This window comes from Bacteroides sp. 90-K9/2, assembly GCF_047310725.1.
GTDB lineage: Bacteria > Bacteroidota > Bacteroidia > Bacteroidales > Bacteroidaceae > Bacteroides > Bacteroides vicugnae.
In genome coordinates this window covers 113755-130453 of sequence record NZ_JBCGVL010000005.1, presented here as the reverse complement: position 1 = coordinate 130453, position 16699 = coordinate 113755, and the positions used below count along the sequence as shown (strand labels likewise).

The following is a 16699-nucleotide window of genomic DNA, read 5'->3' as shown; positions in this document are numbered from 1 at the left end:
TTCGCAAATCTAAGGATATTTCGCAAACTTGAAAACTTTTTGCGAAAAAACTTTCTATCAAAATGCAATTTCGACATTACAATCCGGAATATTTCTATATACCCGAATTTTTTCCAAAAAAAATACCTACTTTTGCAAAGTAATTATTAGACTGGTGTAAAAGTGGCAAGAAAGAAAAAAGAGCTTCCCTTATTGGAGAAGGTAACAATCATGGATGTGGCTGCCGAAGGAAAAGCCATCGCAAAAGTAAACGACCTGGTGATTTTTGTTCCCTATGTAGTGCCGGGTGATGTGGTAGACCTGCAAATCAAGCGTAAAAAGAATAAATATGCCGAAGCTGAAGCGGTGAAGTTTCACGAGCTGTCACCCAATCGCGCTGTTCCTTTCTGCCAACACTATGGCGTATGCGGTGGCTGCAAGTGGCAAGTGCTCCCCTATTCGGAGCAAATCAGGTATAAGCAAAAGCAAGTGGAAGATAATTTGAGACGTATCGGAAAGATCGAACTTCCCGAAATTTCCCCGATTCTCGGTTCTGCCAAAACGGAATTCTACAGAAACAAACTGGAGTTCACCTTTTCAAACAAACGCTGGCTGACTAATGAGGAAGTCCGTCAGGATGTGAAATATGACCAGATGAATGCGGTGGGTTTCCACATTCCGGGAGCCTTTGACAAAGTGCTGGCCATCGAGAAATGCTGGTTGCAGGATGATATATCCAACCGCATCCGGAATGCAATACGTGACTATGCTTACGAGCATGATTACTCTTTCATCAATCTGCGCACGCAGGAAGGTATGCTGCGGAATATGATCGTACGCACATCCTCAACCGGGGAACTGATGGTGATCGTTATTTGTAAGATTACGGAAGAGCACGAAATGGAACTGTTCAAGCAGTTACTCCAATTCGTAGCGGACTCTTTCCCTGAAATCACGTCCCTTCTATACATTATTAATAATAAGTGCAACGATACCATCAATGATTTGGATGTGCACGTATTTAAAGGGAAAGATCATATCTTTGAAGAGATGGAAGGACTGCGTTTCAAGGTCGGTCCGAAATCATTCTATCAGACCAACTCGGAACAGGCTTATAATTTATATAAAGTAGCCCGTGACTTTGCCGGACTAACAGGAAACGAATTGGTATACGACCTCTATACAGGAACAGGAACAATCGCCAACTTCGTCTCACGCCAAGCCCGTCAGGTGATCGGTATCGAATACGTGCCGGAAGCTATTGAAGACGCAAAGGTAAATGCAGAAATCAATGATATCAAGAATGCACTGTTTTATGCCGGCGACATGAAAGATATGCTGACACAGGATTTCATCAATCAGCATGGACGTCCGGATGTAATTATCACAGACCCTCCCCGTGCCGGTATGCATCAGGATGTGGTTGACGTCATTTTGTTTGCTGAACCGAAACGGATTGTTTATGTAAGCTGCAACCCTGCCACTCAAGCACGGGATCTGCAGTTGCTTGATGAGAAGTATAAAGTGAAAGCCGTCCAACCGGTAGATATGTTCCCTCACACTCACCATGTAGAAAATGTTGTGTTACTGGAACTTCGATAAAAAGTTCACCGCAGATTACACAGGTTAACACAGATTTTTATTATTGATTATTATAATGTGTGTAATCTGTGGTGAAAAATAAAATCTCAAAAGAAGAAAAAGAAATGAAAAAAAGACCCAGAAGAACTCCTGCTGAAAAAGCACGCGCTCAATATACAAATTATGCAGTGAAAGAACCTATGGAACTAATGGAGTTCCTCGCTGCCAAGATGCCGGACGCAAGTCGCACCAAATTGAAATCGTTGCTAAGCAAGCGGGTGGTGTTTGTTGATAATGTGATAACCACGCAATTCAACTTCCCGTTGGAACCGGGCATGAAGGTACAAATCAGCAAAGAGAAAGGAAAGAAAGAATTTAATAACAGACTGCTGAAAATCGTGTATGAAGATGCCTATATCATTGTTGTCGAAAAGATGCAGGGACTTTTATCAGTCAATACGGAACGCCAGAAAGAGCGCACGGCCTACACGATACTCAATGAATATGTGCAACGCTCCGGACGTCAATTCCGTGTGTTTATCGTTCATCGCCTGGACAGGGACACTTCCGGTCTGATGATGTTTGCCAAAGACGAAAAAACACAGCGGACCCTGCGCGACAACTGGCATGATATAGTGACCGACCGCCGATATGTAGCTGTAGTGGAAGGTAATATGGAGAAAGATTATGATACAGTCGTTTCCTGGCTGACTGATAAAACGCTTTATGTAAGTTCCAGCGAGTATGATGACGGCGGCTCAAAATCTATAACCCACTACAGGACAATCAAACGTGCCAACGGATATTCCCTGTTGGAGCTCGATCTGGAAACCGGCCGGAAGAACCAGATTCGTGTGCATATGCAGGATTTAGGTCATCCCATTATCGGTGACGGAAGATATGGAAGAGAAGATTCCCCCAATCCTATCGGACGTCTGGCACTCCATGCTTTCAAACTTTGTTTCTATCATCCGGTAACGGGAGATTTGATGGAGTTCGAGACGCCTTATCCGGCAGAGTTCAAGAAGTTGTTTTTGAAAAAATAAAACTACACTCAAAAAAAGAGAAGGAGTTAGATCAATTGATTTTGATTTAACTCCTTTTTCTATTAAAATCAGATCTTATTCTATTGCATTTGCAACTCAATATAATCAATATATCCTCCATCAAGATACAGGTCACCTTGCAAATAACGCCCTCTGACACGAACGCCCCTTATCTCACGTAAAGCAAAATCACGTCCATAATCAAGGTACAATGTGCCATAATCAACCCACCACCGGAAAGGCAAATCACCTGCAGATTTACCATTATAATCATAAACCTGATAGTCTATTCCCAGCCCATTATTATCCAAGCGAATACCACTTTCTATCGGATTATAATCAGAACCGAACCACAAATCACCCACCCAGGTGCGTCCCATCAAATCGTCATAAATATCTTCATCGTCTTCACACGAAGTAAAGCCAACCAATAAAGTCAGCATCATCAAGATACCTGCATATCTTTTTATCATTTTCATAATTCTCTAGTTTATTGCGTTTATTAATACAAAATTAGCATTTTATATTTACTATACATCACAAGCCACAAGTTTTTTGTACCTTTGCAAAGATAATATTAAATTTTCCACATGAAACTTCTTTGGCTTGATTTAAATAGTTCGTACGCACACTCCTCATTGGCACTCCCTGCACTCCATGCTCAAATAGCAGACGATACCACTATTGAATGGTGCGTAGTCTCCGCCACTATCAATGAAAATACGGGCAGTGTCGTCAATCAAATCTACCGTCATCAACCGGACATCATCGCAGCTACCAACTGGCTATTTAATCACGAGCAACTCCTACACATCGTTTCACGCGCAAAAGCATTACTACCCCACTGTTGTGCCATACTCGGAGGCCCCGAATTTTTAGGAGATAATGAAGCTTTCTTATATAAGAACAAATTTGTAAGCGGAGTGTTTCGCGGAGAAGGCGAAGAAGTATTTCCTTTATGGTTAAAAGTGTGGAATCAGCCAAGAAAAGAATGGAAATCAATCACAGGACTCTGTTATCTGGACGAATCAGGAGGATATCATGACAACGGACTCGCCCGCGTTATGAAGTTTTCCGAATTGGTTCCCCCCGAAAAGAGCCGTTTCTTCAACTGGAGCAAACCTTTTGTACAGTTAGAAACCACCCGCGGATGTTTTAACACCTGTGCCTTTTGTGTCAGTGGAGGTGAAAAGCCAGTTCGCACCCTATCTCTTGAAGCAACCCGGAAACGTCTCGACGTAATACACCAACACGGAATCAAGAACGTGAGGGTACTGGACCGCACGTTCAATTACAACAACAAACGGGCAAAAGAATTACTAAATCTATTCCGCGAATACCCGGATATCTGTTTCCATCTGGAAATTCATCCCGCACTCCTTTCCGATGAACTCAAACAGGAATTAGCCACCCTCCCTAAAGGACTGCTGCATCTGGAAGCCGGAATCCAAAGCCTACGGGAAAACGTGCTTGAACAAAGCCGGAGAATAGGAAAACTCTCCGACGCTCTGGCCGGACTTAAATATCTATGTTCACTTAAAAACATGGAAACTCATGCCGACTTGATAGCAGGACTCCCACTCTACCATCTATCAGAGATTTTCGATGATGTCCGTACTTTAGCAGAGTATGGCGCAGGAGAAATTCAACTGGAATCCCTCAAATTACTTCCGGGCACCGAAATGAAAAGAAGAGCGGACGAGTTAGGCATACAGTACTCCCCACTCCCTCCATACGAAGTTCTTCAAACTCGTGAAATCACCGTAGATGAACTACAGACAGCACATTATCTGTCCCGCCTGTTAGACGGTTTCTATAATACTCCCACTTGGCGAAGCATCACACGGATACTCATTCTGGAAAACCCTCATTTTATACATGAGTTACTCGACCATTTAGTTCAAACTGATGTCATTGACACCCCTCTTAGTCTGGAAAAAAGAGGATTAATCCTCTATGATTTCTGCAAGAATCATTATCCCGACTACCTGGCACAAGTCAGCATTGCATGGATAGAAGCGGGTATGTCATTAAAAAAGGCTCCGGCAGAAAAAGTAAGGACCAAAAGACAGCTACCACCTGAAAGCTGGGAAATAGAATATGGAGCATATCGCGAGAATCTACGATTATGTTTCCTTCCCACCGATGAAGAAGGACATGGTTACTGGTTTGGTTTTGAATCGGAGATTCAGAAGATACAACCGGTTTTCAAAGCTAAAAAACTATCATAAATAAAAGAGAAGTATTCCCATATTATGTGAAATAATTACTATTCATTGATCGTTTAGAGCAGCATTTCCTGTTTTCCATCGTCCATACAATAAACTCTACTAGCACAACGCAGTATGGACATTCGAAAATATCAATTGAATATTCTTTGTTTATTATTGTTCCCCTTATCCGCAGCAGGACAAGAATGGAACCAACAAGATTCATTGAAACTTCAGCAAATGCTGGAATCCGATCAGGAGATCAACACAAATAGAAAGTTCATCGAAAAAGTAGAGCAAAACATGTACTCTCGAAAACCATTTGTAGATTTTGATCCCACACTACCCACTTTAAAATCTTCCACAATCTTTTCGAAACCTTCTATTCACACATACAAGATGTTCCGAAAGCCAGGTTCCACCTTTTTACCCACTTATTCCTGGCTAAGAATAAACAAGAATCTTATTCTGCATAGTAAAAGCGACTTTGCGGAAAATCCCAATCATTTTCATATCCAAAGCCAAATGGAATATAAATTGTCCTCCAAATGGTCTCTCGACATATATGGTTCACAAAACCTCGATACCCGAAGATATCGCGGGCTCCCCTCCGAAGTGGAACCAACCAAATTTGGAAGTAATGTCATTTTCAAAATAAATAAAAACTGGAAAATCAAAACAGGGATGCAATACCAATATAATGCTATACGAAAAAGATGGGAATGGATACCTCAAGTTAGCGTTTCATACGAATGGTAAAAATCTATGATATCCATGATTTCCCGTAACTGGGAGAATCCCACTTTCTATTCTACTATTGACCAGTTGCGTACATTTAAAATACGTTGATTGATGCTAATAGCGCATATTCTGCAACTTTAGTGTTGTTTTGAGCCCTTTAAATATGTTGCTCAAAATCGGAAAAATGAAATATCATAGATTGTGATAAAAAAAGTTGAGAGGTATTGGGATATGTCGAAAAATATATATAAATTCGTATAGTATTCACATAAACACTTATGATATGAAACATTTAACCTTTATGTGTTTTCTGTTGTGTCTTTTCGCTTGTAGCAGTGAAGACATTGTAAGTACCGTTGAGGAATCTGCAAAGCCGGCTAATGAATTGACTGCACAAACTGTTAATTTACTTGATAGCCTTGAAATTATGGAATATATTGATAGCATTATTAGTTCTTTTCCAAAGACTAGAGATCATGTAACAGGATATCTTTTAAAAGATGGATGGGACTATCAACTAATAGAAGAGCAGATAGAGCTTATTAGAAACAGCTTGCCGCGTCCACTTTTTACCCAAGAAAAAGTTCAGTTACAAAAAGCATTTACTTGTGTTGATTATACTAATACGGTTGTTTGGAACAACTGGTCTGGACTGTACAATTGTTATGCATATTCGATGGGGATTTATTCGTGGATAGAGTTCTATAACTGGGACGATTTATATCTCGGATATGGCAATGCGAGAGCAAAGTATCATGCTTATTATGATTATAGCGATAGTGACTTTGGAACAGAAAAAAAATATCCGGTAATTTGGAGTCAGGGGCCCACTCCTTTACATGCAAGTTTATGTGATTTTAAACATAGTAACTCCCAGCGCTCTAAGATGGGGCAAACGTGGCTGTTATGGCATAGTAGTCAGGGAGATATTAACGCTGAAGAAATCAGGAAAATGCATGAGGCTACTCAAGAAAATATAACTATTTCACGGAGTGAACTGGCCATAATCTCCCAAAAGGCACGTGCAATTAGTAAGAGGTCAATGTTTGAATCTTTGTTTAATGAATGGAAAGAAGCATGGACATGGTCTTTTAGTAGTAATACAGCTACTACAAGACAATTGCCCCAATATGCAGAATTAAAGGCTATGGGAAGGGAAATTATACCATTATTGATCGAGAAGATGGCGACAGAAGAAGATAACTTTTTTGCGATAAGATTGTATGAAGATCTTCAAGATGACCAGAATCAGAAAATACGATATGCGAATGAGGATCCTCATCAATTTGAAGGGTTACAACAAACTACGAAGAAGACTATAAAGAAGTGGTTAGAGGCTAATTCTAATTAAGATTATCTAAGGGACAATCGATTGTCGGACTTTTAATTAAGAATATAGATTTGTACTTTTGACCGGTGTAAATGATCGATGACACAAATAAATACACTATCTTTGTGAACGTTAATCCCCGCAGTTCTGTCTGGTCTATTCATAATGAAGAGTTTTAAGTTACAACCGCAATATACGAATCAGTGTGCTTAGAGCGCGAATATTAGACGGGGAATTGTGCCGAAGGGCTTGACTTTTTATCACAACTGGCCTAAAAATCAGAGATTTTATCTAAATTTGTCATACGATTAAATATGCTATCATAATGAAGAACTTTATCAAGGGATTCCGGTTTACTCCCTCTAATTATCCGGCTGAAGTAGAAGCAAAAATACAGAAATACAGAAAGCAAGGTTACAAACTCCCCCCGCGCAAAGTACTCCGTACTCCCGAACAACTGGAAGGGATTCGTGAAAGTGCCAAAATCAATACTGCACTGCTGGACTATATTTCGGAAAATATCCGGGAAGGCATGTCCACCGAAGAAATTGATGTGCTCGTATATGATTTTACTACCAGTCATGGTGCTATCCCTGCCCCACTCAACTACGAAGGATTTCCCAAAAGCGTCTGCACCAGCATCAACGATGTAGTGTGCCACGGAATACCCAATAAAAATGAGATTCTGAAAAGCGGAGATATTATCAATGTGGATGTTTCCACCATTTACAAAGGGTATTTCTCCGATGCATCCCGTATGTTTATGATCGGTGACGTCAGCCCTGAAATGCAAAAGTTGGTACAGGTAACCAAAGAATGTATGGAAATAGGCATTGCCGCCGCCCAACCTTGGAAACAGCTGGGTGATGTAGGCGCTGCCATTCAGGAACATGCCGAAAAGAACGGATTCAGCGTAGTCCGTGATCTCTGCGGACATGGCGTAGGAATGCAATTCCACGAAGAACCGGACGTAGAACATTTCGGACGCCGGGGTACGGGCATGATGATTGTGCCGGGCATGACCTTCACCATCGAACCTATGATTAATATGGGAACCTATGAAGTATTCATAGACGAAGCCGACGGATGGACTGTCTGCACCGACGACGGACTGCCTTCCGCCCAATGGGAAAATATGATTCTGATAACGGAAACCGGAAACGAAATTCTGACATATTGATGGAACTGATTCTACTTATTGTTATTGCCGTGTTAGTGATAGTCCTACTTGTATTATCACTAACCAAAGGCAACAATCAAACTCAAGCAGAACAATTACAAATAGCCTTGCGCCAGCAAATGCAGGAAAACCGGGAAGAACTGAACCGCAGCATCCGGGAACTTCGCATGGAAATGACGCAAACGCTGAACCAGAATATGCAACAGCTCCAAGATGTTCTGCACAAGAATATGATGACTACCGGAGAACTGCAACGACAGAAATTCGACATGATGGCCCGCCAGCAGGAAGCATTGCTGAAATCCACCGAAAAACGTCTCGACGATATGCGTTTGATGGTAGAGGAAAAGTTACAAAAAACACTTAACGAACGTATCGGCCAATCATTCGAAATCGTCCGTTCGCAACTTGAAAACGTACAAAAAGGACTGGGAGAAATGAAATCTCTCGCCCAAGATGTCGGTGGGCTGAAAAAGGTATTGAGCAACGTAAAGATGAGAGGCACGTTCGGCGAAGTCCAACTGGGTGCACTCTTAGAACAAATGATGAGCCCCGAACAGTACGACGCCAATGTCAAAACGAAAAAGAGCGGAACCGAATTTGTGGAGTTTGCCATCAAACTTCCGGGAAAAGATGACGCCAACAGCACCGTCTACCTCCCCATCGACGCCAAATTCCCCAAAGATGTATACGAACAATACTACGACGCATTCGAAGCGGGAGACACAGCATTGATGGAATCGTGCGGCAAGCAATTGGAAAATACAATCAAAAAGATGGCAAAAGACATCCATGATAAATATGTAGACCCGCCGTTTACCACAGACTTTGCCATTATGTTCCTGCCGTTTGAAAGCATATATGCTGAAGTAATCCGTCGTACCAGTCTCATCGAAACACTCCAAAAGGAGTATAAGATTGTAGTTACGGGACCGACAACATTAGGCGCCATTCTCAACAGTCTTCAGATGGGATTCCGCACGCTTGCTATCCAAAAACGTACCGGAGAAGTCTGGACCGTATTGGGAGCTGTCAAAACAGAATTCAGTAAATTCGGAGGATTGCTTGAAAAAGTACAAAAGAACCTACAAAGCGCCGGTGACCAACTCGAAGAAGTCATGGGAAAACGGACACGTGCCATCGAACGCAAACTGCGGCAAGTGGAACAGTTGCCGCATGAAGAAAGCCAAAAGATTCTCCCCATTGACGTAGAGGACGATTCGACAGATTACTAACTGATATTATTCAGGCACGGATTACACGGATTACACTGTTGCTTTATGCAATCGTATTTCTAAAAACCGTGAAATCCGTGTAATCCGTGCCTAAAAAAATACTCCACAACATTTCCATATCACGTCAATCCACATAACTCCGCAAAGCCAGATTCTTCACCCAAAGAACGAAGATACCCGTCAGAATCAGATTCAATACCAGAGTAAGCACTGAAATAACCAATGCAGGGCCACCCAAGTTATATCCCAATGCAATGAAAATGATTCCGGCCCCTACCTCGCCACGGGTAAACATACCGATGGAAAGAGCCAGCCGCTCACTTAATTTCCGGTCACGATAGAAGAACATCGGACAAAGCTTTCCTATATTCGACAATAAAGAGACAATCACCACATGAAACAGAATCATTCCCCACGACATCATCTCCTGCGAACCGGTTACGGAATAAGAACCTGCATGAGTCTCCGCAAAGTTCACTCCGATAAAATGCGGCATGCTCATTCCCACCAGAAACATGAAGAAAAATGAAATTCCGGTAGACACCTTTCGTTCCACCGGTGTATCATGTTCCTTATGTTTCATGATCATACCCAAAACAAATGCCGGCAACAGGACTTCAATATGAATACTTCCCTCGTCCCCATACAATTCTTTACTCCCCAGATACAGTATTTGAGTAGCCAGAAATATAATCACTGAATAAAAGAGGATAGCCTTCCAGTCCTGACGCCAATCATACTTATTCAATCTTTGCCAGCCGATCGACAATAACAAGAATACAATCACCACCACAATAATCAACTGCCAGCGCAGTCCGATCATCATAATCTGAAGAGGAATCATCAAAAGAATCGTATCCAAATCATCGAAAATTGCCAATACCTGTATTTTCTTATAAATCCAACTGGACTTCAGTCCGATAGCCGCCAACATTGTAAACAGAATACCGGCCGATGTAGGTGCGGCAAAACGGCTTAGCAGCAAATTCTCCTTCCATGCTTCCCAACTATTCCAGAAATCGGGCGGAAGCAAAATAAACACATAATAAATAGCAATCATAAACCACGGTAAAGCAGCCGTCGCCATTGCAATAAAATAATCTTGAGCGTAACTTTTCCACCTCGTTTTATCAAGGACAAACTCACGGCCTACATTAATCATTATAAAACTAAGGCATACATAGAGCAGTACATTCGATATGGATTTAACAGCTCCATACCCATCCCCTGCCATCACCGGCAGGAATTGCGAAACGATGAGCCCCAACATCAGGAAGCCCGAAAAAGACAGAACTTTTCTCATATTTATAGTTGTTTGTGTATTAAAAACTAACCGCAAGTCAATTTGTTCAGAACATATCTCTGAAAAATTGCTTGCGGCAGTATTTTAATCTAGTTTCAGTACGGCGAGGAAGGCTTTTTGCGGCACCTCCACGTTACCGATCTGTTTCATTCGTTTCTTACCTTTTTTCTGCTTCTCAAGCAGTTTACGTTTACGGCTCACGTCACCCCCGTAACACTTCGCTGTCACATCCTTACGGACCGCCTTAATGGTTTCACGCGAAATAATCTTCGCTCCGATAGCCGCCTGAATGGCAATATCAAACTGCTGGCGCGGAATGAGCTCTTTCAGCTTCTCACACATCCGTCGTCCCATATCGTAAGCATTGTCAATATGTGTCAAAGTAGAAAGTGCATCCACAGGCTCACCGTTCAACAAGATATCCAGCTTCACCAGTTTGGAAGTACGGAAACCATTCGGATGATAATCAAACGACGCATACCCTTTGGAAATACTCTTCAACTTATCGTAGAAATCAATCACAATCTCTCCCAAAGGCATATTGTAATAGATTTCCACACGATTACCGGAGATATATTCCTGTTTAATCAATTCACCACGTTTACCCAGGCAAAGCGTCATAATAGGACCGATATAATCGGTGGTTGTAATAATAGATGCTTTGATATACGGTTCCTCGATATGGTCAATCATCGTCGGGTCGGGCATACCACCGGGGTTGTGCACCTCCTTCATATTACCTTGCTTGTCATAGATATGGTAGGACACGTTCGGCACCGTAGTAATCACATTCATGTCAAACTCACGATCCAGACGCTCCTGCACAATCTCCATGTGGAGCAATCCGAGGAAACCACAACGGAAACCAAAACCCAAAGCCAGCGAAGACTCCGGCTGGAAAGTCAACGACGCATCATTCAGCTGCAACTTTTCCAAAGACGCGCGAAGATCTTCGAAATCCTCCGCCTCAATCGGATAAACCCCGGCAAACACCATCGGCTTCACTTCCTCAAAACCGGCAATAGCCTTGTCACACGGACGGGCAATATGCGTAATGGTATCTCCCACCTTCACCTCTTTAGAAGTCTTGATACCGGAAATAATATATCCCACATCCCCCGTACGAAGTTCGTTGCGAGGTACCATATCCATTTTCAGCACTCCCACTTCATCGGCATCATACTCTTTTCCCGTATTGAAGAATTTCACCTTATCCCCCTTGCGAATCATACCGTTTTCAATCTTGAAATAAGCAATAATTCCACGGAAAGAGTTGAATACAGAGTCGAAAATCAAAGCTTGCAACGGAGCCTCTTCATCTCCTTCCGGATGAGGAATACGCTCGATCACGGCCGCCAGTATTTCTTCCACTCCCATACCCGTTTTGCCGGATGCACGGATCACTTCCTCCCGCTTGCAGCCCAGCAATTCAATGATCTCGTCCTCCACTTCTTCAGGATTGGCACTCGCCATATCGCATTTATTAATCACCGGAATAATCTCAAGGTCGTGCTCAATTGCCATGTACAGATTCGAGATAGTCTGTGCCTGCACTCCCTGCGAAGCATCGACAATCAGCAACGCACCTTCACACGCAGCAATAGAGCGCGACACCTCATACGAAAAGTCCACATGTCCCGGAGTGTCAATCAGGTTAAGGATATACTTCTCCCCCTGATAAGTATATTCCATCTGGATTGCATGGCTCTTGATAGTGATCCCCCTTTCTTTCTCCAGATCCATATTATCAAGCATCTGCCCCGAAGTCACCTGAATAGTGTGTGTAAACTCCAACAAACGGTCGGCCAAAGTCGATTTCCCGTGGTCAATATGAGCAATAATGCAAAAGTTGCGTATATTCTTCATTCTGAATTCTTATTATTTTTAGCTTTTTGGTGTGCAAAGATACGTAAATGGCGGAATAAAAAAAAATGCGTTGATAACATTATGACCATGTACCAACGCATTTTTTTTATTGCTTAAGTGAGTTACTCGCTTAGATCAATTTGATGAAGAGTTCACCTTCAACTTCTTCCACAGAGACTTTGTCTTCTCTCAATAACCAGCCAAGGCCGAGGAACAGATCTTTGTCAACCAATTTAGTTGCTTTTTTAAGCTGCTTGGCAGTCATTCCTTCTGTTTCGTTCAGTGCATTCCAGATAGTACCTGCAATTACACCAGCTTTTTCTTTCAACATTTGCTTTGCAATTTTAGTTAGACATGCTTAAAATCATCCGGTCCAAAAGACTTTCAGATTTTATTTCGGAGGCAAAGATAGTTATTTTTATGTTATATAACACTTTATTGAGCACTTTTTTACCGTTTTTGTAATAAAAAAGCATTTTAGAACCTCATTTAGGATGCTTTTCGAGATATTCCGACCAAATTCTTGCCGCTTCTTCCACCATTTTAGCACAGGGACGCTTGCTATAATATTGAGCAGTACGCTCTTCCGGAATGGTTGAAACGGGATCTTTTTTCTTTAATCCCAACAATTCGCCACAAATCAGCGAACCGTTACGCTTCTTAAATTCAGCCGCCAGTTCTTGCACTACCGCATAATTGGCAGCTTTTCCTTCCCGGTCTGTCGCTTCCGTAGCGCCGGTTTCCAAGCCCGCCACCAAAAACATGCCGCAGGCAGCTCCACACGTTTCGCGCATTCGTCCTATTCCCCCGCCAAAGGAAGCACCCATACGTAACGCCTGTTCCTGTGTAAATCCATACATATCTGCAAAGGCCGCTACCACCGACTGCGAACAGTTATATCCGCTCTTAAAAAGCTCCACTGCTTTCTGTATTCTATCTTCCATAAACTATTTTGCATTTTTATTTCGCACAAAAATATAAGACACCCGTAAATTGAGTATTACTATCCTATAATATTTCCAACGCCATCGGACAATGGTCGGAATGTACGGCCTCATTCAGGATATACGCCCGTTTCAACAGCGGGCGTACCGGCTCACTGACCATACAATAGTCAATTCTCCAACCTTTATTCTTGGCACGCGAATTAAAACGATAGCTCCACCAAGTATATTCCTGTTTTTCGGGACAAAGCGTACGGAAAGAATCCACATACCCTGCAGACAGGAAACGTGTCATCCACTCCCGTTCTTCAGGAAGGAAGCCACTGTTTGTCGCATTCCGGACAGGATCATGAATATCAATCGGTTCGTGGCAAATATTATAATCACCACAAAGAATCAAATTGGGACGGGACTTCTGCAACTCCGTCACATACTTCTGAAAATCTTCCAGCCACACCATTTTAAAAGCCTGACGTTCGTCCCCGCTCGTTCCCGAAGGGTGGTAAACACTGACTACCGATAAATCTCCAAAGTCCGCCCGTATAAAACGTCCTTCATTATCATAAGCCTCCATTCCCATCCCATATTCCACATGGTCCGGTTCCTGCTTGGTAAGTATGGCCACTCCACTGTATCCTTTCTTCTGTGCCGAATACAAATAAGACTTGTAACCCAACGCTTCAAACACCTCTCCCGGATATTGGTCCGGTTGCAGTTTCGTCTCTTGCAGACAAAGAATATCAGGATTCTCCTGCGCCAACCACTCCGGCAAGCCTTTAGATACGGCAGCACGCAGTCCGTTCACATTATAAGTAATAATCTTCATCGATCTATATTTATTGATTTATATTCATTTTATGAAAACAAAAGCATGATGTTCAGTGCCGAAACAATAATAGCAATCGAATACAACACAAACGTGCTCCAACGACTGTTGACATAATCTCCCATCACCTTGCGGGAAGACGTCAGCCCCACCTGCAGAAACACTGTGAAAGGTAATTGAATACTAAGTATCATCTGCGAAATAATCAGTCCTTTGAAAGGATCTCCAATAAAGAAAATCAGCAATAAGGCAATTCCCAGAGACAAAAGGACTCCCACCTGCGAGTGGCTGTCTTTGATATGATACGATTCGCCGAAAATACCAGCAAAGATAGAACCCGCCGCCATTCCGCTCGTAATGGTGGATGAAATACCCGCCATCAGCAATGCCAGTGCAAATACGATGGCCGCATTACTTCCCAACAAAGGTTCGAGCAATGACTTGGCCTGTTGCAGTTCCTCTACCTGAATACCGCTTTTAAAGAAAGTAGCGGCAGCCAGCAGAATCATGGCACTGTTAATCGCCCAGCCGACAATCATGGAAAAAAGAGTATCAAACAACTCATATTTCAAGACCTTCTTAATAGAAGCGTCATCTTTCTTATTATATTCGTGACTCTGTATCACCTCCGAATGAAGGAACAGATTATGAGGCATCACTACCGCTCCCAACACACTCATGATAATCAGCATACTTCCTTTCGGAAAAGAAGGAGTCACCCACCCTGCTGTCGCAGCCGGCCAGTCTATTTCCACCAGAAACAATTCGTAGATAAACGAAAGTCCGATAACGGAGACAAATGCAATGATGGAACGCTCTATCTTCTTATACGAATTAGTGAAAAGCATGATAGAGACAAAAAGCGTAGTCAATATAGCCCCCCATATAATAGGAATATCAAAGAGCATTTCCAAGGCAATGGCACCTCCCAGAATTTCCGCTAAAGAAGTAGATATCGACGCCAGTACCGCCGTACCAAGAATAGGTCGCGACACCCATTTGGGAGTGTACTTGGTGGCCGCCTCCGAAAGGCAAAGTCCGGTAACAATCCCCAGGTGGGCAACGTTGTGCTGAAGAACGATCAGCATAATAGTAGACAATGTAACCACCCACAATAAGGAATAGCCGAATTCGGAACCGGCGGCGAAGTTAGAAGCCCAGTTTCCCGGATCAATAAATCCTACAGTAACCAGAAGCCCCGGACCAATATACTTAAAAACATCCAGTCCACCCAGATAGCGTTTATGATCTTTGCGTTTTAAGTCTTGAAAAATATTCTTCATTTTTGCATAATAGTTTTAACCTTACAAATATACTTATAAATAACGAGTGAAGGTCAATTTTAGTTCAAAATACCGACAAGTAAGTATACAAAAATTAGGCACGGATTACGCGGATTTCACGGTCCTTATTTTATTGAAACCGTGAAATCCGTGTAATCCGTGCCCGAATAAATGTCGTCGATTAATATCCCATCTCGTGCAATGCACGACACAACTGGTCAGGACATGAAGTCGGCCTGCCACCACACCGCACTCCTTCAAGTTTTGCGATAACATCCGCTACCTTCATTCCTCTCACAAGACGGGAAATACCTTGAAGGTTACCATTGCATCCTCCCCAGAAAACAACCTCTTTCACCACTCCATCTTCCACGTTCAGCTCGATGTTAGTGCTGCAAGTTCCCCGGGTTTTATACACATATTCCATAACCAGCCTTACTCTTCTTCCCCTTCCGGCTGCATATTGGTATAAACAGTCTGCACGTCATCAAATTCTTCCAGACGTTCGATCATCTTATCCAATGTCTCGCGTTGTTCCGGAGTCACCTCTTTCATGTCGTTCGGGATATAAGTGAAGTCTCCACCGACATCTTCAAAACCACACTCCTCCAAGTGTTTCTGAATAGCGGCATAGCTCTTGGGGTTACCATAGATAGTGATTGTTCCCTCTTCGTCATCTTCTTCATATTCATCCTCCACATCATAATCGATCAGATCCAGAATCAGTTCTTCCATATCCAATCCGTCTTTCTTCTTGAAAGTAAATACACATTTGTGGTCGAACAGGAACGCGAGAGATCCCATTGTGCCGAGATTACCGCCAAACTTATTAAATACCGAACGGACGTCAGCCACTGTACGGGTTGTGTTGTCTGTCAGGGTATCTACAAATACAGCAATACCGTGAGGGCCGTACCCTTCGTAAGTCATGCTCTTGTAGTCACTCTGGTCTTTACCCATTGCGTTTTTGATAGCACGTTCAATATTATCCTTCGGCATATTCTCACGCTTACAAGTAGCGATTACCGAACGCAAAGTCGGGTTGTTTTCAGGTTCCGGACCGCCAGCCTTTACAGCTATAGCGATTTGTTTGCCCAGTCTTGTAAATGTTTTAGCCATGTGGCCCCATCTTTTCAGTTTAGCGGCCTTTCTATATTCAAATGCTCTTCCCATTG

The 16699-nt window shown here is 42.6% G+C and carries 16 protein-coding genes; 7 read left to right on the top strand and 9 right to left on the bottom strand.

All coding sequences use genetic code 11. From position 1 onward, the window contains the following. Nucleotides 1-210 precede the first annotated feature (210 nt). Together rlmD and AAHJ11_RS13385 are read left to right on the top strand one after the other, a co-directional pair. Nucleotides 211-1581, top strand: coding sequence for a 23S rRNA (uracil(1939)-C(5))-methyltransferase RlmD (gene rlmD, locus AAHJ11_RS13390; protein ID WP_259023465.1), 1371 nt, complete (start codon nucleotides 211-213; stop codon nucleotides 1579-1581). Nucleotides 1582-1685: 104 nt separating this feature from the next. Then, entirely contained in the window at nucleotides 1686-2606 is a 921-nt protein-coding gene (locus AAHJ11_RS13385) for an RluA family pseudouridine synthase (protein ID WP_099145921.1), read from the top strand. Nucleotides 2607-2686: 80 nt separating this feature from the next. On the opposite strand, the gene AAHJ11_RS13380 is transcribed toward AAHJ11_RS13385, so the two are convergent. Continuing rightward, on the bottom strand, nucleotides 2687-3085 hold the full coding sequence (locus tag AAHJ11_RS13380) for a hypothetical protein (protein WP_148366982.1): 399 nt from the start codon (nucleotides 3083-3085) through the stop codon (nucleotides 2687-2689). A 111-nt stretch (nucleotides 3086-3196) separates the two neighbouring features. On the opposite strand from AAHJ11_RS13380, the gene AAHJ11_RS13375 reads away from it, so the two are divergent. The 5 genes from AAHJ11_RS13375 (at nucleotide 3197) to AAHJ11_RS13355 (ending at nucleotide 9302) form a co-directional block, all read left to right on the top strand. After that, on the top strand, nucleotides 3197-4837 hold the full coding sequence (locus AAHJ11_RS13375; protein ID WP_321027954.1) for a B12-binding domain-containing radical SAM protein: 1641 nt from the start codon (nucleotides 3197-3199) through the stop codon (nucleotides 4835-4837). 114 nt (nucleotides 4838-4951) lie between these two features. After that, the gene (locus tag AAHJ11_RS13370; protein ID WP_413579617.1) at nucleotides 4952-5575 is read left to right on the top strand and encodes a DUF4858 domain-containing protein; all 624 of its coding nucleotides are present in this window, start codon (nucleotides 4952-4954) and stop codon (nucleotides 5573-5575) included. Nucleotides 5576-5840: 265 nt separating this feature from the next. After that, a complete protein-coding gene (locus tag AAHJ11_RS13365) occupies nucleotides 5841-6908 on the top strand; it encodes a hypothetical protein (RefSeq protein ID WP_413579615.1) in 1068 nt (355 codons plus the stop codon). A gap of 304 nt (nucleotides 6909-7212) precedes the next feature. Beyond that, nucleotides 7213-8067 carry a type I methionyl aminopeptidase gene (gene map, locus AAHJ11_RS13360; RefSeq protein ID WP_148366985.1) on the top strand — a complete coding sequence of 285 codons (855 nt, stop codon included), beginning with the start codon at nucleotides 7213-7215 and terminating at the stop codon, nucleotides 8065-8067. Further along, nucleotides 8067-9302 carry a DNA recombination protein RmuC gene (locus tag AAHJ11_RS13355; protein WP_195649605.1) on the top strand — a complete coding sequence of 412 codons (1236 nt, stop codon included), beginning with the start codon at nucleotides 8067-8069 and terminating at the stop codon, nucleotides 9300-9302. Before map ends, AAHJ11_RS13355 begins: the two co-directional genes overlap by 1 nt. A gap of 124 nt (nucleotides 9303-9426) precedes the next feature. Here the strand turns inward: AAHJ11_RS13355 and AAHJ11_RS13350 are convergent, their stop codons facing one another. The 8 genes from AAHJ11_RS13350 to AAHJ11_RS13315 all read right to left on the bottom strand — a co-directional run bounded on the left by AAHJ11_RS13350 (nucleotide 9427) and on the right by AAHJ11_RS13315 (nucleotide 16697). Beyond that, nucleotides 9427-10605 (bottom strand): sodium:proton antiporter, encoded by a 1179-nt coding sequence (locus AAHJ11_RS13350; protein ID WP_413579614.1) that lies wholly within the window; start codon nucleotides 10603-10605, stop codon nucleotides 9427-9429. Between the two features lie 84 nt (nucleotides 10606-10689). Beyond that, entirely contained in the window at nucleotides 10690-12471 is a 1782-nt protein-coding gene (gene lepA, locus AAHJ11_RS13345) for a translation elongation factor 4 (protein WP_148366988.1), read from the bottom strand. 130 nt (nucleotides 12472-12601) lie between these two features. Then, nucleotides 12602-12802, bottom strand: a complete 201-nt coding sequence (locus AAHJ11_RS13340) for a winged helix-turn-helix domain-containing protein (protein WP_004295603.1) — start codon at nucleotides 12800-12802, stop codon at nucleotides 12602-12604. Nucleotides 12803-12956: 154 nt separating this feature from the next. Continuing rightward, on the bottom strand, nucleotides 12957-13415 hold the full coding sequence (locus tag AAHJ11_RS13335) for a C-GCAxxG-C-C family protein (RefSeq protein ID WP_004295601.1): 459 nt from the start codon (nucleotides 13413-13415) through the stop codon (nucleotides 12957-12959). A 64-nt stretch (nucleotides 13416-13479) separates the two neighbouring features. Further along, nucleotides 13480-14241 carry an exodeoxyribonuclease III gene (locus AAHJ11_RS13330; protein ID WP_148366989.1) on the bottom strand — a complete coding sequence of 254 codons (762 nt, stop codon included), beginning with the start codon at nucleotides 14239-14241 and terminating at the stop codon, nucleotides 13480-13482. Nucleotides 14242-14270: 29 nt separating this feature from the next. After that, entirely contained in the window at nucleotides 14271-15524 is a 1254-nt protein-coding gene (locus AAHJ11_RS13325; RefSeq protein ID WP_148366990.1) for an Nramp family divalent metal transporter, read from the bottom strand. A 181-nt stretch (nucleotides 15525-15705) separates the two neighbouring features. Continuing rightward, the gene (locus tag AAHJ11_RS13320) at nucleotides 15706-15951 is read right to left on the bottom strand and encodes a TIGR03905 family TSCPD domain-containing protein (protein WP_148366991.1); all 246 of its coding nucleotides are present in this window, start codon (nucleotides 15949-15951) and stop codon (nucleotides 15706-15708) included. Nucleotides 15952-15959: 8 nt separating this feature from the next. Further along, nucleotides 15960-16697 (bottom strand): YebC/PmpR family DNA-binding transcriptional regulator, encoded by a 738-nt coding sequence (locus AAHJ11_RS13315; RefSeq protein WP_074636120.1) that lies wholly within the window; start codon nucleotides 16695-16697, stop codon nucleotides 15960-15962. Nucleotides 16698-16699: the final 2 nt, after the last annotated feature.